A 20,959-nucleotide genomic window follows, 5' to 3' on the forward strand; every position below is an offset into this window, starting at 1 on the left:
CTTATTCCTCAATCTTCTCATCAACCGCATTGGCCAACAGGCGGTTGGTGAGTTTTTTCATTGGGTTTGCCCTGTTTTCGCGGTAGAATGCACGCTGCCGGATGATATCGACACAGGTGAAGATGGCGCTAATTAGCGAACTCTCATCTCCCCGGTTTTTGCCGGCAATATCAAATGCGGTTCCATGATCCGGAGAGGTTCTTACAGCCGATAATCCAGCGGTGAAATTCACTCCATCGCCATGTGATAAGGATTTGAATGGAATAAGCCCCTGATCATGATACATGGCCAGCACAGCATCAAATCGTTCATGGTATCCTCTTGCAAAAAATGCATCGGCAGAAAAGGGTCCCTGTACAATTGCTCCTGTCTGTTGCTTGAATTCCTTTATAGCGGGTTTGATGATGGTTTCTTCTTCCGATCCGATCAATCCCTCATCACCGGCATGTGGGTTTAGTCCCAGTACCGCAATTTTTGGACGATCAATTCCGAAATCCTGCTGAAGGCTGGCTTCAATCAGTTTCAGTTTGGATAGTATGGCAGCCTTCGTTACATATGGCCCGATTTCCTGAACCGGAACATGTTCTGTTAATAAGGCAACCCGCATATTGCTGGCTACCATCATCATCACTACTTCTTTTGCACCAAATGCCTGACGGAGATAGGGAGTATGTCCGGTAAACGGAAAGGCATCACTCTGGGTATTTTTTTTATGAATCGGGGCCGTTACAAGTCCATGTATGTTGCCTGCTTTTAATGCCTCCACTGCTGTAGTAAGCGAAAGCACCGCATACTTACCACCTTCTTCGGTCAGCTGTCCGGGTGTGATAGCCACTTCTTCCTCCCAGCAATTGAAAATATTTACCTGTTTTGGGTTGATGCGGGTAAAATCCTTGATCTGCTGGAAATTGAAATTGCTGTCCGGAATCGATTTGCGATAAAAATTGATGGCTTTATTGGAAGCAAAAACAATAGGAGTACACAATTCCAGCAATTTGCTGTTGGCTACGGTTTTAATGATTAACTCCAGGCCAATTCCGTTCAGATCGCCGCAGCTGATACCAATAATGGGTCGTATAGTTTCAGTAGACATGTTTAAGTACGCTTGAATAAGCAGTAAAAATACAGTATTCAGCGGCCGCGCCCAATACTGTATTTTTGCGGAATTCTATGTATACGCTTAAAAAATCACTGGGCCAGCATTTTCTGAAGGATTCATCAGTATGCCTGAAAATCATTGAATCACTGCGGCAACAACCTTTTAGCAGGCTTTTGGAAGTGGGTCCGGGTGGAGGTGCATTAACCAAATTCCTGCTCGATCTGCCTGATACCGAATTCAGGGCTGTTGAATTGGATGAGGAGAAAGTCAACTATCTGGAAGCCACCTATCCTGTATTAAAAGGCAAACTGATTCACCAGAGTTTTCTGGATATTGAATGCCCTTTCGATGCTCCATTTACCCTGGTAGGAAATTTTCCCTATAATATTTCAACCCAGATTTTATTTAAGGTGCTGGAATGGGAAGGTATGGTGGAGCGGGTAATAGGCATGTTCCAGAAAGAAGTGGCCCAACGGGTAGCAGCCCCTCCGGGGTCGAAGGTATACGGTGTAATCAGCGTGTTGATCCAGGCTTATTTTGATGTGGAATACCTGTTTGATGTACCTCCAGGTGCATTCAATCCCCCTCCCAAAGTGATGAGCGGAGTGATTTCACTGGTGCCCAGAAAACAACTGCCTGTAATGGCAAGCCGGAAAAGTTTCTTTATGCTGGTGAAAACTGCCTTTAATCAACGCCGCAAAACGCTGCGAAATGCGGTGAAATCACTTTTCCCTCCGGAAATGCTGCTTGATCCGATATTTCAAAAAAGAGCGGAACAGTTATCTGTTGAAGATTTTGCTGAACTCACATTTAAAATGAATGGAAATAATGGATAAGGTGTTGATCACGGCTGCGGTACATCCCTGGCTGAATGAAAAATTAAGGGCACTTGGATTTGAAGTGATGTATGAACCGGCTATTACCTATGAGCAGGTAAGTAAAATTATTGGCGGGATGACCGGACTCATTCTTACTACCCGTATAAAACTCGATCGTCCTCTTTTGGAAAAAGCGGATAATTTAAAATGGGTGGGACGATTAGGCAGCGGACTTGAGTTGATTGATCTGGCCTATGCAGAAGAAAAGGGAATCCGATGTGTAAGCAGTCCGGAAGGGAACCGCAATGCTGTGGCAGAGCATGAACTGGGGATGTTACTATCCCTTCTGAATAAACTGAATTCGAGTGCTGCTGAAGTGCGGGAAGGAAAATGGCTTCGAGATGCCAATCGGGGAACAGAACTTAGTGGTAAAACTGTTGGAATTATAGGTTATGGACATACCGGCAGTTCTTTTGCCCGTTTACTCGAACCTTTTGGTGTAACGGTGCTGGCATATGACCGCTATCGGTTTGGTTTTGCCAAAGGCTATGTAAAGGAAGCCAGCCTGGAACAGATTGCCCGCTATGCCAATGTAATCAGCTTTCATGTGCCCCTTACAGCGGAAACCCGGCATATGGCCAATGACGCGTTTTTTAACCAATTGGAATGTCAGCCCATTTTGCTTAATACCAGCCGGGGTAAGGTGCACGATACCGCTGCTGTGATCAGGGCGCTGGAAACTGGTAAAATCTCCGCTGCCGGACTCGATGTGCTTGAAAATGAACAGTTAGGTTCCTACACTGAAGAAGAAAGGAGTATGTTGAAATGGCTCTGTGCACAACCCAATGTACTGGTTACCCCCCACATTGCCGGATACAGCCACGAAGCCTACCTGAAGATGGCTGAAGTGGTAATTGATAAGCTGTTTGGTTAATTAAAATTCCTATATTTGCTCATCTGAGTGCAACGCTTTCACTTCTGTTGAAGGCGTTGTTCTTTTTTTTTACATTTTAACCAAAGGAGGTTATTTATGGCAGATGTAATTTATGTGTCAAAAGAAACCCTTGAACAAATGAAGGAAGAGCTCCATCAGCTGAAAGCGGTGGAACGTCCGGCTGCCTCCAGAGCTATTGCGGAGGCCCGCGAAAAAGGTGATTTACGTGAGAATGCCGAATACGATGCGGCTAAAGAGGCGCAGGGAATCCTGGAAGCCAAGATCAAAAAAATGGAAAGTGATCTGGCTATCGCCCGGATTCTGGAAGTGGATGCAATCGATACCAGCAAAGTATCAATTCTGACAAAAGTGACCGTTTCAAACCTGAATACGAAGAAAACCGTAACCTATCAGATTGTTTCCGAAAAAGAAGCAGACCTGAAAGCTGGAAAAATTTCCGTGACTTCTCCCATTGGACAGGGTTTACTTGGAAAAACAGTAGGTGAAGTGGCCGAAGTAAAAGCACCGGCTGGCCTTTTGAAATTTAAAGTGGAGCAGATTTCTGCATAACATACGATGCGCTTAAAAAAACGGCCATCCAAAAGATGGCCGTTTTTTTTTGGTAATTTCCATGAAATTGCCGCTATGCGATTGTTTCCTGCTACTCTTTTACTTCTCCTGGTTTGCGGTTCCTGTTGTGCTCAAAATGTGTTGCCAATAAAGTGGCAGGGCAAATGGATTCGCGATCCCCAAACTCATTTTTTTTCTGATCAGCGGGCGTACCAGGAAAATCCTGCACCCCTTTTCAGGAAAGAATTCAGGCTGGATAAACCTCTGCGTTCTGCAAAACTTTTTATTAGTGCATTGGGCTATTATGAAGCAAGTTTGAATGGAAAGAAAATCGGAAATAAAGTATTGGAGCCTTCACAGACAGATTATGCTCACCGAATTTTTTACAGCAGCTATGACCTGACCTCATTGCTTAACCGAAAAGAGAATACGTTGGATGTAATAGTGGGGAATGGCTGGTATAACCCGATGCCGCTGCGTTTATTCGGACGGTTTAATCTGCAGGAAGCCCTTCCTGTTGGAGAACCTGCATTGATGGCACAACTCGAACTTATTTGGGAGGATGGCAGCAAACAGGTAATCGCTACAGATGAAAACTGGAGAGTAAAGGAAAGTGTTATCCGCCGAAATAGTATTTACCTGGGCGAATGGATTGATTTGCGAAAAACGGAGCAGCCATGGAAACAGGCCGTTTATGCACAACCACCATCTGGTAAACTGGAAGCACACCGAAGTCCGTCGGTTATAGTGGGCGATACAATTGCACCGGTTGCCATGCACCAAACGGAATCCGGCTGGCTGCTGGATTTTGGAACCAATCAGACCGGTGTAATTCAATTGAAAACCAGTCTTCCAGCAGGAACAAAATTGACAGTGCAATACGGAGAATTATTGTATCCGGATGGCAGCCTGAATAAAATGACCAGTGTAACCGGACAAATAAAATCACCCGGCGTTGGCGGTCCCGGTTCGCCGGATACTGCTTATCAGGAAGATGTTTTTATCTGTTCCGGTAAGGATGATATTTTTCAACCGGCATTTACCTATCATGGATTTCGGTATGCTGAACTTCAGGGCTATCCGGGTAGGCCGGATACCTCGGCTATCAGAGCCCTGGTATTACATGCGGATGTACAGCAAACCGGTAGTTTTTCCTGTTCTGATGACCGCCTCAATGAATTGTTTGCAATTTGTAAACGTACTTTTCTTAGTAATCTTATCGGGGTGCAATCGGATTGTCCGCATAGAGAAAAATTGGGCTATGGTGGTGATATTATGGCAACCGCCGAATCTTTTATTCATCTCTTTGATATGGAAGATTTTTATTCCAAAACGGTAGTGGATTATGCGGATGCAGCCCGTCCAGATGGTGGATTAACGGAAACAGCTCCCTTTGTAGGTATTGCTGATGAGGGCTATGGGAATGGGTCGGGACCAATTGAATGGGGTACCGCCTATCCGGAGTTGATCTGGCAATTATATCAGTATTATGGAAACAAAAAGCTGCTTATTGATCAATATCCACAGGTTAAAAAATGGGTGGAGTTTTTAAGAACAACAGCATCCGGTCACCTGATTAAAAATACCATTGGTGATCATGAATCCATCGCTCCCAAAGACCTGGCGGTAAGTGCCACTTCGTTTTATTATTACAATGTTATGCTGTTGGCAAATTTTGCTTCTTTGAAAGGCGATAAAAAAGAGGCATCCCGGTATGGACGGTTAGCCGATTCAATAAAAAATCGATTTGTTGAAACCTTTATTCAGCCAGCTTCCGGCAAAGTAAGCATTGGTACCCAATCAACCCAGGCGCATGCACTATATTTTGGTCTGGTTCCTGCTCAGTTAAAAAAGGCGGCCTTTGATTACCTCATCAGAGATATCACTGAAAAAAATGGTGGACACTTGAATACAGGTATTTTCGGGACCAAGTTTTTGCTGGAAGTGTTGGCTCAAAATGGAAGAGCGGATCTTGCCTATGATATCATTACAAAAAATGGTTTTCCCGGCTGGATGCATATGATGGACCAGGGCGCAACCAGTCTCTGGGAACATTGGGAATACAGTGATAATACTTTTTCGCATAATCACCCGATGTTTGGAACGGTTACGGAATTCTTTTTTCGCTGGCTGGCTGGTATAAGAAAAGGAGAAAATGGAGGAAGAGGTTTTCCCGTAGGGTACTACATTCTTCAACCCGATACCAGAAGGCTAAATTGGGTAAAAGCAACTGTAGGTACAAAACATGGTCCGCTTAAAACCGTATGGAAGAAATTTGCGAATCAGTTGGAAATGGTAGTTGAAGTGCCACCCAAAACAACGGTACAACTACAATTACCGGTTAATGAAATGCACAGAAGCTGGAAAACCACCCTTCTGACGTCTGGTAAACACCGGATTCTGCATACCCTTCCGCCTGGTTGGTAACAATTCGGTAACCTTGCGGTAATATTAGCTTTACATTCTGGTAACAATGCGAGGCTAGTTTTGCGCCATGTTTTTGCGCGTCCTTTTTATTTTACTGTTTTCTCCGCTGGCAATGCAGGCGCAGAGAACCATTAAATGGAACGGTCTTCAGTTGAATGCTGTCGATAAACAGGGCCGAAAACAGGGCGACTGGCTTTTCTTCGACAAAAAAGGAAATGTGCTGATGCAGTGCCAGTTTCGAAATGATAAAGTTGTGGGTCCGAGAGTTTTTTTTAATGAAGGTGATACTGTTTTGGTTCGATTAACCCCCACTGATAGTCTTGAGCATTTCATATATTATTATAAGAACGAACCCGTAAATGGCGTCTTTGTTCAAAATGATCAGTCTTTTCGGATTGAACTGGACCACCTGCCCAACGGATTTGGAAAAGTAGAACTGGCAGAACTCAAACGCTGGTATGCTGTAAAAATTGATCCCGTGTATATGTTTGGAACACAAAACCTGATCGATTATTTCAGTGCAGCCTATTACAAATCAAATACCATTCCCAATTGGAATCATACCTTTGTGGTCACCATCAATGCATCGGGCAGGGTGACCCATGTTGAATGTCCAACCAGAGATGAAATCTGGACAGAAAATGTTGAGAACGAAGTGTATGGCATGTTTTATAATATGGGTCGATGGCAGCCATTTTTTGATACCTGGGAAACCCGGGATATAAAAGTCACGATGTCATTGGGTGCTGATTTGCATTCAATTTCTTCAAGATGACCATATTTACCAAACTGATCAACGGCGAAATTCCCTCTTATAAAATCGCCGAAAACGACAAATTCTACGCTTTTTTAGATGTCTTCCCCATGGTACCCGGACATGTTCTGGTTGTGCCTAAAATGGAAGTAGATAAGTTTTATGAAGTGCCGGATGCCTACCTGGCAGAGATTCTTGTATTTGCGAAACCAATAGCTCGTGCCATTGAACAGGCATTTCCCTGTCAGCGGGTAGGTTCCGCCGTAATCGGATTGGAAGTGCCCCATGCGCATTTGCACCTGGTACCTTTGCAATCTGCCGATGACCTGAATTTTACCCGTCCAAAACTTAAGCAATATGCGGAAGAGCTCAAAACCGCTCAGGAGAAAATCCTGGCACATCTGGAAAAATCCGAGGTTTTCAGACCGGTTTCCTGATCCGGTGTTCGTTTTTCTTCAGGAAATCATCCCAGCCTTTGGCCTTGCTTCCGCCAATCCCGGGAATAGCTGAGTTGGTTTGGTAATGGTGACAGATGGCAACAGCCAGGGCATCAGAAGCATCCAGAAATTCCGGTTTCTCTTCAATCGTTACTATCCGTTGAAGCATTGCCCAAACCTGGTGTTTATCGGCATTTCCATTGCCTGTTATGGATTGCTTTACTTTTTTGGGAGAGTATTCACAAACTTCGAGCCCGGCTTGTATGGCCGCTGCAATAGCAACACCCTGGGCTCTTCCCAATTTGAGCATGCTCTGTACGTTTTTACCAAAAAAGGGAGCTTCAATCGCAAAACTGGTGGGATGATATTGCTGAATCAGTTCCGCCACCCGTCGATGAATTTGTTCCAGGCGGATATGCTGATCTTTTTTGGCATTCAATTTAAGCACATCCATGTGCAATAGTTGAAGGCTTTGACCGTTCACAGCTATCAATCCATAACCCATCACGATGGTGCCTGGATCAATACCCAGAATTATTTGTGGTGTTTTTTTCAACAAGCGATTATTTTTAACAGGGATGCTTCCAAACAAAAATATCAAAATCTTTCTCAACTACTGGTTGGGCCCCCTGATATTCATCTGGCTGAGCTGGTCGATTTACCGGCAACTCAGTCAACAACCCAATTTAGCCAATACCTGGGAACAAATGCAAAGAACCCTGCAAACGGAGCATGCCTGGAAACTGATGGCGGCGATCGGTCTGATGGTTTTCAACTGGGGACTGGAAGCCATCAAATGGCGTGAACTTTTATTGCCCCTGCATCGTATATCTTACTGGAGAGCATTTAAAGCCACTTTAGCCGGATTGGCATTTGCCGTTAATACACCTAACCGAATTGGTGAATATGGCGGAAGAGTGCTTTATCTGCCGGAAGGAAAAAGACTGGCATCGATATCTCTGACCCTCATTGGTAGTTTCAGTCAGGTGCTGGTAACCATGATAGCAGGTACGATTGCGCTTTGGATCTGGTATGCCAATTATAAGGCGATTGACTTGCCCTCCGATTGGGATTTGCAGGAAATCTGGGTGCCAGCATTGGGATGGTTGGTATCCATCCTTACAGGTTGTGGAATACTGCTTTATCTTCGTATCAGTTGGATCGTGCGTTGGGTTGAAAAAATTCCGGGTGCCAATAAATTGCTGCATGTTTTGCAGGTAGTGGATCATTTACCGGTTACAATTTTGTTAAGAGTGCTCGGATGGTCACTCTTAAGGTACCTGGTTTTTGTTATTCAGTATATCTTACTACTTCAATGTTTTGGCGTAACGGAATTGATAGGGGTTGCTGCCTGGATGATCAGTCTGCAATTCCTGATTATGGCCATTATTCCAACTATCGCACTGGCTGATATAGGAATCAGGGGCAAACTGGCACTTGAGTTGTTTGGTATGATTAGTGCGAATCAACTGGGAATCATTGCAGCAGCGCTTGGTATTTGGCTGATCAACCTGGTTGGTCCGGCTATTTTAGGCAGTTTGCTGATTATCCGGATTAAACTGGTGAAAGCCAATCCGGTCAAAGAAATGAAATAGCATGAAAAAAATTGTATTGTTCATACTTGCTACAGTGATCTTATCCAAACGATTGGATGCGGATAATGAGTACTGTGGTGTTCGAAATATTGCTTTCATAAACGGAGAGTCCACCACTTTCAAAGTTTTCTATACCCTGGCCGGTATGTATATCGGGGCAGGCGAGGCCAGTTTCAATGTGCGACTCACCAGTCTGAATGGCAAACCGGTTTATCATGTGGTGGGCGATGGAAAAACTTACAGCTTCTACGACAGCTTCTTCAAAGTGCGCGATAAATACGAATCTTATATCGATACCGCTACACTTCAGCCACATAAATTCATCCGCAATGTGTATGAGGGTGGGTATACGAAATTCCAGACCGTAAACTTTGATCACAGCGCCAACAAAGCCGTTACGAATTATGGAACCTTTAATGTGCCGAATTGTGTACAGGATGTGGTAAGCTCTATCTACTATGCCCGCAATATTGATTTTAAAAAATACAAACCCGGAGATAAGATTCCCTTCTCCATGTTTCTGGATGATGAAACCTATAATCTTTACATCCGTTATATTGGCAAGGAAACCATTAAAACCAAGTACGGCAAATTTCGCGCAATAAAATTCAAGCCCCTGCTGGTAAAAGGAACCATTTTTGAAGGTGGTGAGAAAATGACCGTTTGGGTAAGTGATGACGGAAATAAAATCCCGCTCCGGGTAGAAAGTCCGATTAGTGTAGGAAGCGTAAAAGTGGATATGATGTCCTACCGCAACCTGCGTTACCCATTGACCAGTCTGGTTAGTGTTCGGTAAAAGAAAGAGAAATAAAAAAGCTGCAAATTTGCAGCTTATATAAGATTGACCAGATAAATATCCTGCTTATAGGCTGTCCAGAGATTTATCCTATCTGTTTCAAGTTCAAATTTAAAAAATCTTTATTTGTAATTCAAATTTTTTATTAAAGGCTGTAAATTTCTATTACGCTACCCCTTTCCATTTTTTTTAGAACGGATTCATTCTGAATTAGTTCAATTGCAAATTGCCCATCACTTAGCCTAAAAGAATCTGAACACATGGCAGTTTTTATGGTTACTTCAAACGTAGTTATGTCAATAAAATGAACTTCAATAACCACATTTAGCATTTCCTCCTTAGTTTCTTCTTGTAGCACTACTCTAATTGCTCTTGACTCAGGGTTGCTAAAATTTACAAAATTGAAATTTTTCAATATAGTGCTATAGCAAACTAAATGACTCATTAGACGCTGCACCAATGATTCAACAAATATTGAGTTTATTCCAATTCTTTCACCTGCCTCATCTCCAAATTGCTTTCTGATCTGATAATGTTGGTCATGCCAGATATTGAATTTTATATCAGGGTTTATAGTGTTAATCTTTCTTGCTCTTTCAGATGCCTTGTTTTGGGAATAAGCATCTTCATCAGCAATTACTGGTATGCCCTTAGTACTCCTTAAAATTCTCTTTCTCCCAGGTCTTTCGCACATAAAGTATTTTTTAAATACAGTATGGCTAAAATTATAATTTAATTCTTTCGGGAAATCAGGTGATTTTCACGTTTTTTGGAAGGGCAGAAATAGTTAGAGGTCTGTTATTCGAAGTGTTTCTCCGGCGCGTACACCTTTTTCAGTTTGGATCAATCCCGCCAGTTCAATCTGCGGATCGTGTTCAAAATAGAGCAGGTAATTCTGTTCAATGGCTTCTTTCAGAAAGGACTTTTTTTCGTTTAAAGTAGTCAGCGGAAACATATCGTAGGCCATCACATAAGGAATGGGCAGATGTGCAACAGAAGGTAGGAGGTCGGCCATATATACAATTGTTTTCCCTTTATAATTCAACTGTGGTAACATCATGGAATTTGTATGTCCGTTTACCAGCCGGATTGAAAAATTATCCGTGAAAGAGATTCGTTCCAGTTGATCACCAGTTTTGATTCCATTGCCTTCAATGAATCGCAGTTGTCCGGATTCCTGAATGGGCAATATATTCTCCTTCAGGAAAGATGCTTTTTCACGATCGTTTGGATGCACAGCCCAGTTCCAATGATCCGCATGACTCCAGTAAGTCGCATTTCTGAAAGCAGGTTTCAATTGATCCCCTTCTCTGATAATGGCCCCTCCGCAATGATCGAAATGAAGGTGGGTGAGAAATACATCCGTAATTTCATCCCGATGAAAACCATGAGCTGCCAACGAACTATCCAGACTCGCAGTTCCATGCAGATAATAATGCGAAAAGAATTTTGCATCCTGTTTGGTACCAATGCCCGTATCGATCAGGATCAGCCTATTGCTATCCTGTACCAGTAAGCAGCGCATGGACCAGCTACACAAATTATTTTCATCTGCCGGATTAAGTTTGTTCCACATCGTTTTGGGAACCACGCCAAACATGGCGCCGCCGTCTAATTTAAAATTGCCGGTATCAATGGTGTACAGTTGCATGGCTCGAATCGTAGGCTTTTTTGGTATAAAACAAGGCGATTAATCCCATCAGGAAAAACACACCCAAGGCAATAATGGAGTTGCGCATACTCCCGGTTAGTTCTTCGAGGTAGCCAAAAGTGAATATGCCGATTACGATGGCGATTTTTTCGGTTACATCATAAAAGCTGAAAAAGGAAGTGGTATCCTGGGTGGGTGGTAATAATTTGGAATAGGTACTGCGGCTCATGCTCTGAATGCCTCCCATAACCAACCCCACACAGCAGGCCAGGATATAAAACTGGGTTTGTGTCTGCACATAATAACCGGCAATACAAACGCCGATCCAGATGGTTACGGCAATGATCAGTACCCACATGTTTCCGATTTTTTTGGAAAGACTGCTGAGCCCGATGGCACCGATTATAGCAACGAGTTGTATCAGAATAATGGTGATCAATAATTTCGGTTCATCTTCGGGGTTAGGAAAGATTTCTTTTTTTCCGAATCCGGCGGCAACCAGCATAACGGTCTGAACGCCCATATTATAAAGAAAAAAAGCAAATAGAAAACGTTTCAAAACGGCCATCTGTTTCAACTGTTTCCAAACCAGCTGCAATTCATGAAAACCATTTACAAGCACATGTTTTTTGGATTTTCTTTCCTGCTTGCTGCTCAGAGGTAAAACGCGCAGGGTTAACTGTGCGAAACCAAACCACCAAAGGCCAACCAGCAGGAAAGAAACTCTGGGTCCCAGTGTATCGTACTCCTGCGGAATACCGGTGATGTTTTCAATTCCCCGGAATATTTTTTCCAGGAAATCCGGATTAAGAATTAAGACAAAACAGATTATCTGCAATAACACACTTCCTACATAACCCAACGCAAAACCTTTTGCGCTCACCCGATCCTGATCTTCAGGTGCAGCAATATCAGGTAAATAGGAATTATAAAAGACCAGACTGGCCCAGTATCCGAAAGCGGCGAGGGCAAAAAGGATAATACCCACTTCAATCCTTCCTTTTGTAAAAAATACGAGGCAAAATGAAGCGGTTGCTCCTATCAGACTGAACCAGCGCAGGTACACTTTTTTATTTCTCCGGTAATCCGCAATGGAAGAGAGAATCGGCGAGCTGAAGGCTACCAGCAGAAAGACCACTGAAAGCGCATAATCCATCAGTGCGGTGTTCACGAATTCCCTTCCAAAGAAGGATACTTTGTGTTCACCGTTTCCGTTTCCGGCGGAAGTGATGGCAACAAAATAAGCAGGGAAAATGGTGCTGGTAATTACCAGGTTGTAGGCACTATTGGCCCAATCATACATAGCCCAACCATTGATGACTTTTTTCGATGCCGTCTGCATGAACTTGCTTGGTTTAAAAACAGGAATTGTTTATCCGTTCTGGATCACACCTGTCCACAGCAATATAAGAAGAATTAGTCCAGCTGCAATCCGGTAATAACCAAACCAGCGGAAACCGTTTTTTTGAAGAAAGCCAATGAAGAATTTGATGGCTAATAAGGCAACTATAAATGCCACCACATTCCCTACTATAAATGCAATCAGATTGTCGTTGGAACTTAAGAGCATATCATACCCTTTTTGAACCGTTCCGTCTTCCATTGTCCAGTCTTTCAGCACCAGGGAATAACCGGATGCAGCTGCCATGGTAGGTACCGCAAGAAAAAAAGAAAATTCTGCCGCTACCTTACGGGAGAGACGTTGTTGCATACCACCAATAATGGAAGCGGCACTACGGCTGACACCAGGTATCATGGCCAAACATTGCCAGGCTCCGATGATAAGTGCTTTTTTGAAACTGATCTCAGTTTCATCATGTATACGGGGATGTTGAAAACTCTTATCGATAAAAAGCAGCACGAATCCGCCTAATAAAAGGGTAATCGCAACAGTAAGCGGACTTTCCAGTAATGCATCAATCTGATCTGAGAAAAGAAAACCAAGCAGCAGAGCTGGTACAACCGCCAGCGCCAGCTTATAATAAAAGGTAAAACTTTTAAAATCCACGAATTTCTTCCAGTAAAGCACTACAACTGCCAGGATGGCTCCTAACTGAATGGCTACCTCAAATAATTTGGTGAAGGATTCGGTATGAATACCCAGCAGAGAACTGGCAATAATCATGTGGCCGGTAGAAGAAACTGGCAAAAACTCGGTCAGGCCCTCTACGATGGCAATTATAATGGCTTCAAGAATACTCATGTAAAGAAGATCAGGCTTTGGGCTTTTTGAAGATGGCAACCACTTCAATGGCCAATCCGGCCAGGATCAGCAGGGGAGCGATGGTGATTCGGGTGGTGCTGTACACTTCTTTCTGGTCAAATACAGTAGGGTCAGAACTGTTGCCGCCCGACATCAATAATAATCCCAGCGCAATCACAGCCAATCCGATCAGCATCCAGGTGTAATTAACCTTGCCGAACAGGCTTTCTGAAGTATGGGAAGTAGGGGCGGTGGTTTGTTTTTTAGACATGTTGCAAAGTAAAAAGTAAAAAGTAAAAAATAAAAAGTAAAATCACCCGAAGTACAATTTTCACCCGGCGGGTGCGATTTTTTTCACCCGGCGGGTCGATTTTTTTCCCGTAGGGTACTGAAGCAATTGTGACCAATGGTCATGTTCCCGACGGGTAAAAAATCCAACCGGGTACTCACCCTTATCCCCTAATACAAATCATCCAGCTTCATCTTCAAATACTTCACCACACTTCTATGCGTACTCAGCAGGGATATAAGAATTCCTAGTAATATAATACCGCCTCCCAGAATCAGCAACCAGGTCATATCACGCATGGCTTTGAGTTCGGGTAGCTGTTTTTCAGCAAAAAAGATGAGGGTAATGATCCCGGCAAGGGCAATCAGGCCGCTGATGGCTCCATTGATAATGGCGCGCATATCCATCGGTTTGGCTATAAATCCGCGGGTAGCACCCACCATTTGCATGGTTTTGATGATAAACCGGTTGCTGAACATAGCCAGACGAATCGTATTATCAATCAAAACAATTACCACAATACAGAGCACAATTGCTATAATCAGGAGAATCAGGCTGATTTTCTTTACGTTTTCATTGAGATTGTCCACAAGAGAACGAGGGTACTGAACATCGTTTACCGCAATATTCTGTTCCAGGTCTACCTGAATGGCAGCTAATGAATCAGAATGAACGTATTCATTTATTAAGGTAAAATCGATACTGGCAGGTAAGGGATTGGCTTCCAGGATATTCTTCCAGTCGTCATTGCCATCAGCCATGAATTTCTTTTTGGCGTCCTCTTTGGTTACATAGGTATATTGCCGTACATAGGGCTTGCTGGCAATGTACTGAGAAAGATCCGCGCTGTCTTTAGCCGAGATATTCTCTTTCAGATAAACCCGAACTTCCACGTTTTCCTTGAAATATTGTCCCAGTTTGTTGGCATTGATTACGATCCATCCAAGCAGACCAAGGATGAACAATACCAGGGATACCCCCAGGATGGACATAAAATAGGAGGGTTGGGAACGTTTCGCGGATGATTTTCCGATTTGCGTCATGATTTGAAATTTCGATGGGTCAGTACTAGGTCGATACGGACAAAAATAGCGGTTTTAGCTCTTCAGTTTGTATTTTTGTCGCCCCTTGGCCATTTGTTTTAAGGGCATTTTCACATTTAAAATAAAGTTGATCTAAATCGCAAGCATGGAATATAGTTTCAGGCAGATAGAAAAAAACTGGCAGGAGCAGTGGAAGACGAAGCAGACTTATCTCGTTTCCAATACCTCAGACAAGCCAAAAGCTTATGTATTGGATATGTTTCCCTACCCAAGTGGAGCAGGTTTACATGTGGGGCATCCGCTCGGCTATATCGCAAGTGATATTTACAGCCGGTTCAAGAGGCTCAAAGGGTTTAATGTATTACATCCCATGGGATATGATGCCTTTGGATTGCCGGCAGAACAATATGCCATCGAGCATGGCGTGCATCCTGCAGTAAGTACCGAAGCGAATATCCAGAATTTTCGCAAACAGCTGGATAATATCGGTTTTTGTTTCGACTGGAGCAGAGAAGTACGCACCAGCGATCCTTCTTACTATAAATGGACCCAATGGATATTTCTCCAATTGTTTGAATCCTTTTATAACCGCGAAACTAAAAAGGCTGAACCTATTACTGTATTAATTACTGCCTTTGAGAAGCAGGGAAATGCAGGATTTGCCTGTCCGGGTAACCCGGGCTTGCAGTTTACTGCAACTGAATGGGCTGGCTTTGGAGATCGCCGCAAACAGGAGATCCTGATGGATTATCGGCTGGCTTATTGCGGATATGGAGAAGTGAACTGGTGCGAGGCGCTGGGTACTGTATTGGCAAATGATGAAGTGGTGAATGGGGTGAGTGAGCGGGGTGGTCATCCGGTCATAAAGAAAAAATTGCGGCAATGGTATTTGCGGATTACGGAATATGCAGATCGCTTACTGGAGGGATTGGATCGCATTGAATTCAGTGATGCCATGAAAGAAATGCAGACCAACTGGATTGGGAAAAGTTATGGTGCGGAGATTGATTTTGCTGTGAAATCACAACATTCCAATGTAAAGAAATTGCGGGTTTATACCACACGTCCCGATACTATTTTTGGCGTAGACTTTATGGTAATCGCCCCTGAGTTGGATATGGTGGATGAACTGAAATCGAAGGAACAGGCAATGGCCGTGGATCAATACCTCACCTACGTGAAAAGCAGAAGTGAGCGTGAGCGGATGGCAGAGAAAAAAATTACCGGCGTATTTACCGGTTCGTATGCTATCAATCCCTTTGACGGACGCGAAATTCCCATCTGGATCTCGGAATATGTACTGGCAGGATATGGTACCGGTGCCATCATGGCGGTGCCTTGTGGTGATGAACGCGATCATCGCTTTGCTGACTATTTTCAGATTCCTATCACGAATATTATTGGTTCGCAGTATGACGGAAAGGAAGCCAATCCAACCAAAGATGCCGTGTTGGAAAACAGTGGCTTCCTCAATGGAGTTCCTATGCGGGAAGCAGCCGGCATTGTACTGGATAAACTGGAAGCGATGGGCATCGGCAACCGGAAAGTAAATTACCGGATGCGGGATGCCGCATTCAGTCGCCAGCGTTATTGGGGTGAGCCATTTCCTATTCAATGGAAAGAGGGTGTGGCGATGGCATTATCCGCTTCGGAATTGCCACTGGAATTGCCCTATGTTGAATCGTATAAACCAGGGCCCGAAGGGGAGGGTCCGCTTGCAAATATTCCGGAATGGGTGGCACGTGAACTGGAGACGAATACCATGCCCGGTTACGCAGGATCATCCTGGTATTTTTTACGGTATATGGATCCAAAGAATGAGCAGGAGTTTTGTGCACGTTCGGTAAGTGATTACTGGGGACAGGTGGATTTGTATATTGGTGGAACCGAGCATGCGGTAGGGCATTTACTGTACAGCCGGATGTGGACCAAAGTCCTATTTGATTTGGGACATATTGGCTTTGATGAGCCGTATAAAAAACTGGTGAACCAGGGAATGATTCAGGGTAGCAGCCGCTTTGTGTATCGGATTAATGGAACCAATACCTATGTATCGAAAGGTTTGCTGGATGAGCAGGGTAAATTTGAAGGAAGGGTGATTGATAAACTTCATGTGGATGTAAATATCGTTGATGGGTATGTGTTGGATACGGATGCATTTAAAACCTGGAAACCCGAATTTGCAGCAGCTGAATTTGTGTTGGAAAATGAGCAGTATATCTGTGGTGCCGAAGTGGAGAAAATGTCCAAGTCCAAATTCAATACGGTCAATCCGGATCATATCGTAGAGAAATTTGGCGCCGATACATTCCGGATTTATGAAATGTTCCTGGGGCCGGTGGAGATTAGTAAACCCTGGGATACCAAGGGTATTGAAGGGGTGCATCGTTTCCTGAAAAAATTCTGGCGTTTGTATGTAGATGAAATCAAGGGATTGAATCTGAGCGATGATGCCGCAACTGCTGCAGAATTAAAAGTATTACATCGTACGATCCGCAAGATCGAAGAAGATACCGAGCGATTCTCATTTAATACAGGAGTGAGTACGTTTATGATTTGTGTGAATGAGCTGAACGAGCTGAAATGCAGGAAGAAATCGATATTGCTGCCGCTGTTGATTTTGCTGGCTCCTTATGCGCCGCATATTACGGAGGAATTGTGGCATTTAGCCGGACAGCCGGGTTCCGTCCTGGATGCAAGTTTCCCTGAGTTTAAGGAGGAATATGTGCGGGAATCGGCAAAAGCTTATCCGGTGGCTATTAATGGTAAAACACGTACGGAGATCACGATTGCACTGGATGCAACCCAGGCAGATGTGGAAGCAATTGTGTTGGGCAATGAGCTGGTGCAGAAATGGCTGGAAGGAAAGCCGCCGAAAAAGATCGTTTATGTGAAAAACCGGATGATCAATGTGGTTTTATAGGCATTTTAAGAGCTGATAAATAATCCAAAAAACCGTCGTAAACACCCGTTTATCGACGGTTTTTGCTTGAAGGGCGAAAGAGTTTCCAAAGGCTAGGTATTCTTTACATATTTGTATCAGCAACAGAGCAAGACCACAGATCCTGAAATATCCAATCCTTTGAAAGCAACAGTTTCTGAAAAGCAGTTAATCCAATCCTTTGAAACAGCAGCAACGAATCCAAGTCCGTGAAACGAACAAAATCCAACCCAATGAAGAAGATTTGTCAATGCGTCCATCATTGACAGACAGAAAGTCCGGGCTCCCTGAAATGAAGAGCTAAGATGATTTAAGAGCATTAGTTGAAAAGACCTATTTCTATGAAACCGTAGGTTGATGACTCGTCCGGAAAAAATTTTAACCGCCCTCTTGTGGGGCGGTTTTTTATTGGCCTGTTTCCAGTTTGCTTACTTCCAGCATAAACGGCAATTCTTCCATAATAAAGTAGGTTTTATTTTCCCAGGTTCGAAGCTCCATAACCAATATTAAACCGTTGTTTTTTTGCTCGAAAACATCAATCCTTTTTCCATCAGTAATTTTCCATTGTTTATTTTTCACTTTCCCTAATTCCTGAAAAAGGTCGGAATTTTTTAGAGGCGAAATAAAGTTGAAGGTATTGTCTGTGTTGAATAGGTAGGTAAGACCTGTAAATTCCTGCTCCAATTTTTTAATAGCTGTTTTTTTGTTTTCATTTAGCGCAGCACTAATTTCCGGATGAAAAATAATCCGGGATACTTTCCATGATCCCATAATGTCTTCCTTTTTCAATGTCTGGGAATGCAGAAATGAAACCTGTATCAATAATATTGAGATGAGAATGTATTTTTTCATAAAATATGTTTGAAAGCTTTTATTACAGGTCATTTATTTTATTAGTAATTAGAAAATTGACCAGGATTTTTCAGGAATCTTTAATTATATATCGGTAAACAAGTCCAAGACCAGTTAGGAAAATAGATGTGTAGAAAAGATAGTTCCCATTTTCTCTTGAACTGGAATTATACTTATAGTAAAGTCTGCTGTTGTATTTGCTTTTTACTTTTGAAAAGGCATGATGATACCCAATACAAATTCCAAGAAAACCAAATACAGTTAACCATCCTAAAACTTGTATGGTTAAACCAGCCTGTTTTCCAAGTTCAAGATTATTTTTTTCAGTTTCAATTGCAAGTCTTTTTTGATCTTCGAGATCGAGGGGTAATATATTTCTGGTTTGTAATTCATTTTCAACCGCTATTAACATCTCGGGGTTCCATTTGTCAAACTCATAGACCATCATCAGTAACTCCTGATTTGATTTTAATTTTACTGTATTGATGAAATCATTCATTGGTTAATTGAATTGTTAATGGATCATTTGTTTTTCTGACCAGCTTATTTCCGCAGGCAATGGAGTTCTGCTAAATTCAAGATGAATTACCCGCCTTTGCATTTTATTGGTTGTTCGTCCCGAGGCATGCAACAACAGTGGTTTCATTAGCATAATTCCTCCGGCGTTCACATTGCAGGATTTTACTTCGGCATCAGTAAGATTTAACTGATCTGTTCGGACCACTCCTTTTAAATGAGAGCCTGGCAGCACTTTTAATGCCCCGTTTTCTTCTGTAGCAGCATCCAGGTGAATGCGTATGGTAAAATTATCTTCCAGAATTTCTATCGGTGGTTGAACTGCAAACTGATTTTGTTTGGTTGTCCATGGACCATAGCCTTTCAATTCCACTTTTTTATCAACAGAGATGGTGAGGTCCTGATGATAAGCAACAAACCAGTTGGAGTCAGCAGGTTTGTCGAAATAAATCGATTTTACAATAAAGTAATCCTTCCCGAACCTACTGCTAATGATGGTTTTCAGATTGTTATTAAACAGTAGTGAGAAGCAAGCCGGAATCTCTTTTAGAAATTGTCGAATGGCAAATAAGTCGGTCGATTTGAGAAAGCCTGGTTGATTGCTACTGGTGGAATGGATTGTGTCCTGTATATTTTGTATTTCGTTATCGGTGTAGACTTCGTTGATAATTTCAAAGCCGGTTGCTTCAAATTCTTTCATGGCTCAATGCTGAATGAATGGTTGTACAAATATTGGTTACAAACTCTTTGGCGTATTTGCCTTCTGTATCCAGATCGGGATCCAGGATGGTTATCTGCATTCCGGTTGCTTTTGGATTAGATAATAAGTGATAGAGGATCTCATTAAATTCCACAAAGGATAATCCATCTGGCTGGCGACTGTCAACAGCAGGCATAATTTCATCATTCAAAACATCCACATCTATGTGGATCCAAAAGCCATCCAGCTTTTCTTCCTGCACCATTTTAAGGAATCCATTAATACATGCCTTAATTCCTTCTTTTCGAAGTTGGTGGAGATCAATATAGCTGATGTGGGATGAAAGGATTTCATTTACATAGGATTCATCATATTCCCGGTTACCGACACACCAGACATGGTTTTGTTTGAAATAGGGTTCTTTATTTTGTAAGTTGGTCAGGTTTTCGTGCCCATATCCGGTTACAATGGCGAGATCCATCCCCGCCGCACCACCGGTCTCTGAAAGATAGGAGCCCATATAATCCGTATGGCCATCGAGGTAAAAAAGTCCATACCTGCCCGTGTTTTTTAATGCGAGTGCTGTTCCAATAAGGATACTGCAATCGCCACCAAGCAAAATAAGAAACTGGTTTTTATTCAGTACAGATTGCAGAATGGCTGCCTGTTCTGTTGCATAGGTGGCAATTTGTGAAACATTCCGAACACCGGAGGCTTCATCAAACGCGGAAGAATAGGGCGGAGCCGGAAGCTGAAGAACTTGGGTCGGATTAAGTGTTGCATGAAAACCATGTTTATTTAAATGTCCGGGTAGTTTTTTCACACCTGGTTCATGTCCGGGAGCGGGTTCTTTCAAACCGAGATTAAACGGGACTTCTATAATGGTAATTTCAGACATTCAGTTTAATTTCTTTAACAGGATTTCCGCCATCAATAAATAGTTTGCCATTTTTTTTCAGGGCCTTGCGGATTTTTTGAATAGCCAGTTTTTCTAAATCCGGATGACGACCATCTAATGCCCCAACTCTGACTGCAACAGCAATATCAAATTTTTGTTCCCCGGGTTCCAATTCAAATTGCTCAATGGCGGCTTTTCTGAATGCTAATTTACCTGCTTTAATTTCTGCGGAAGAACCTGCTATTGCCTGTTGGATCGCTTTTTCAGACCGGTCAATTCCAAGGACAAAACCTTGGGTGGTGAATTTGGTTATTTCTCTGGCCATTGCTCCCGGTCCGCAGCCAATTTCAAGTACTCTCATTTCCTTGGTTAATGGCAGGGCAGCAACAATTTCAGCGAGTCTTTTTGATAGTTTGGAGCTCATAACCTGATTGAC

Annotated in this window: 22 protein-coding genes; 9 read left to right on the plus strand and 13 right to left on the minus strand. The window is 43.0% G+C overall.

Annotated features, from left to right (window positions below; translation table 11 throughout):
- Position 1: 1 nt before the first annotated feature.
- The gene (gene pdxA, locus B2746_RS14475; protein WP_290795292.1) at positions 2–1,093 is read right to left on the minus strand and encodes a 4-hydroxythreonine-4-phosphate dehydrogenase PdxA; all 1,092 of its coding nucleotides are present in this window, start codon (positions 1,091–1,093) and stop codon (positions 2–4) included.
- Positions 1,094–1,170: 77 nt separating this feature from the next.
- Here pdxA and rsmA point away from each other — a divergent pair, with 77 nt between their 5' ends.
- The 6 genes from rsmA to B2746_RS14505 all read left to right on the plus strand — a co-directional run bounded on the left by rsmA (position 1,171) and on the right by B2746_RS14505 (position 7,039).
- A complete protein-coding gene (gene rsmA, locus B2746_RS14480; RefSeq protein WP_290795294.1) occupies positions 1,171–1,935 on the plus strand; it encodes a 16S rRNA (adenine(1518)-N(6)/adenine(1519)-N(6))-dimethyltransferase RsmA in 765 nt (254 codons plus the stop codon).
- Positions 1,928–2,851: an NAD(P)-dependent oxidoreductase gene (locus B2746_RS14485; RefSeq protein ID WP_290795296.1), complete on the plus strand. Its 924-nt coding sequence runs from the start codon at positions 1,928–1,930 to the stop codon at positions 2,849–2,851. The genes rsmA and B2746_RS14485 overlap by 8 nt, the downstream gene beginning before the upstream one ends.
- Positions 2,852–2,947: 96 nt before the next feature.
- Positions 2,948–3,421 (plus strand): transcription elongation factor GreA, encoded by a 474-nt coding sequence (gene greA / locus B2746_RS14490; protein ID WP_290795299.1) that lies wholly within the window; start codon positions 2,948–2,950, stop codon positions 3,419–3,421.
- A gap of 75 nt (positions 3,422–3,496) precedes the next feature.
- Positions 3,497–5,848: an alpha-L-rhamnosidase gene (locus tag B2746_RS14495; RefSeq protein WP_290795301.1), complete on the plus strand. Its 2,352-nt coding sequence runs from the start codon at positions 3,497–3,499 to the stop codon at positions 5,846–5,848.
- A gap of 67 nt (positions 5,849–5,915) precedes the next feature.
- Entirely contained in the window at positions 5,916–6,623 is a 708-nt protein-coding gene (locus tag B2746_RS14500) for a hypothetical protein (protein WP_290795302.1), read from the plus strand.
- On the plus strand, positions 6,620–7,039 hold the full coding sequence (locus B2746_RS14505) for an HIT family protein (protein ID WP_290795304.1): 420 nt from the start codon (positions 6,620–6,622) through the stop codon (positions 7,037–7,039). Before B2746_RS14500 ends, B2746_RS14505 begins: the two co-directional genes overlap by 4 nt.
- On the opposite strand, the gene ruvC is transcribed toward B2746_RS14505, so the two are convergent.
- A complete protein-coding gene (gene ruvC / locus B2746_RS14510) occupies positions 7,023–7,598 on the minus strand; it encodes a crossover junction endodeoxyribonuclease RuvC (RefSeq protein ID WP_290795306.1) in 576 nt (191 codons plus the stop codon). The genes B2746_RS14505 and ruvC overlap by 17 nt on opposite strands.
- A gap of 19 nt (positions 7,599–7,617) precedes the next feature.
- Here ruvC and B2746_RS14515 point away from each other — a divergent pair, with 19 nt between their 5' ends.
- Entirely contained in the window at positions 7,618–8,634 is a 1,017-nt protein-coding gene (locus tag B2746_RS14515) for a lysylphosphatidylglycerol synthase transmembrane domain-containing protein (protein ID WP_290795308.1), read from the plus strand.
- A 1-nt stretch (position 8,635) separates the two neighbouring features.
- Positions 8,636–9,430: a DUF3108 domain-containing protein gene (locus tag B2746_RS14520; RefSeq protein ID WP_290795311.1), complete on the plus strand. Its 795-nt coding sequence runs from the start codon at positions 8,636–8,638 to the stop codon at positions 9,428–9,430.
- Between the two features lie 145 nt (positions 9,431–9,575).
- Here B2746_RS14520 and B2746_RS14525 read toward each other — a convergent pair whose 3' ends face one another.
- The 6 genes from B2746_RS14525 to B2746_RS14550 form a co-directional block, all read right to left on the minus strand.
- Positions 9,576–10,124 (minus strand): hypothetical protein, encoded by a 549-nt coding sequence (locus B2746_RS14525; RefSeq protein ID WP_290795313.1) that lies wholly within the window; start codon positions 10,122–10,124, stop codon positions 9,576–9,578.
- A gap of 93 nt (positions 10,125–10,217) precedes the next feature.
- Complete coding sequence (locus B2746_RS14530) at positions 10,218–11,081, minus strand: MBL fold metallo-hydrolase (RefSeq protein WP_290795315.1); 864 nt, start codon at positions 11,079–11,081, stop codon at positions 10,218–10,220.
- Entirely contained in the window at positions 11,062–12,423 is a 1,362-nt protein-coding gene (locus B2746_RS14535) for an MFS transporter (protein ID WP_290795317.1), read from the minus strand. The genes B2746_RS14530 and B2746_RS14535 overlap by 20 nt, the downstream gene beginning before the upstream one ends.
- A 30-nt stretch (positions 12,424–12,453) precedes the next feature.
- Positions 12,454–13,284 carry an undecaprenyl-diphosphate phosphatase gene (locus B2746_RS14540; RefSeq protein ID WP_290795319.1) on the minus strand — a complete coding sequence of 277 codons (831 nt, stop codon included), beginning with the start codon at positions 13,282–13,284 and terminating at the stop codon, positions 12,454–12,456.
- 10 nt (positions 13,285–13,294) lie between these two features.
- Positions 13,295–13,555, minus strand: a complete 261-nt coding sequence (locus B2746_RS14545) for a DUF3098 domain-containing protein (RefSeq protein WP_290795321.1) — start codon at positions 13,553–13,555, stop codon at positions 13,295–13,297.
- A gap of 188 nt (positions 13,556–13,743) precedes the next feature.
- Entirely contained in the window at positions 13,744–14,616 is an 873-nt protein-coding gene (locus B2746_RS14550; protein ID WP_290795324.1) for a cell division protein FtsX, read from the minus strand.
- A 145-nt stretch (positions 14,617–14,761) separates the two neighbouring features.
- Between B2746_RS14550 and leuS the strand changes: the two genes are divergently transcribed.
- On the plus strand, positions 14,762–17,539 hold the full coding sequence (leuS, locus tag B2746_RS14555) for a leucine--tRNA ligase (RefSeq protein ID WP_290795326.1): 2,778 nt from the start codon (positions 14,762–14,764) through the stop codon (positions 17,537–17,539).
- A gap of 423 nt (positions 17,540–17,962) precedes the next feature.
- On the opposite strand, the gene B2746_RS14560 is transcribed toward leuS, so the two are convergent.
- The 5 genes from B2746_RS14560 to B2746_RS14580 all read right to left on the minus strand — a co-directional run bounded on the left by B2746_RS14560 (position 17,963) and on the right by B2746_RS14580 (position 20,947).
- Positions 17,963–18,409: a DUF5004 domain-containing protein gene (locus B2746_RS14560; protein WP_290795328.1), complete on the minus strand. Its 447-nt coding sequence runs from the start codon at positions 18,407–18,409 to the stop codon at positions 17,963–17,965.
- Between the two features lie 70 nt (positions 18,410–18,479).
- Entirely contained in the window at positions 18,480–18,908 is a 429-nt protein-coding gene (locus tag B2746_RS14565; protein ID WP_290795330.1) for a hypothetical protein, read from the minus strand.
- Between the two features lie 15 nt (positions 18,909–18,923).
- A complete protein-coding gene (locus B2746_RS14570) occupies positions 18,924–19,625 on the minus strand; it encodes a phytanoyl-CoA dioxygenase family protein (RefSeq protein WP_290795332.1) in 702 nt (233 codons plus the stop codon).
- Positions 19,612–20,523, minus strand: a complete 912-nt coding sequence (locus B2746_RS14575; RefSeq protein ID WP_290795334.1) for an arginase family protein — start codon at positions 20,521–20,523, stop codon at positions 19,612–19,614. Before B2746_RS14575 ends, B2746_RS14570 begins: the two co-directional genes overlap by 14 nt.
- Positions 20,516–20,947, minus strand: coding sequence for a class I SAM-dependent methyltransferase (locus B2746_RS14580; protein ID WP_290795337.1), 432 nt, complete (start codon positions 20,945–20,947; stop codon positions 20,516–20,518). The genes B2746_RS14575 and B2746_RS14580 overlap by 8 nt, the downstream gene beginning before the upstream one ends.
- Positions 20,948–20,959 lie beyond the last annotated feature (12 nt).

Origin of the sequence: Flavihumibacter sp. UBA7668 (assembly GCF_002483205.1) — a bacterium.
Taxonomy (GTDB): domain Bacteria; phylum Bacteroidota; class Bacteroidia; order Chitinophagales; family Chitinophagaceae; genus Flavihumibacter.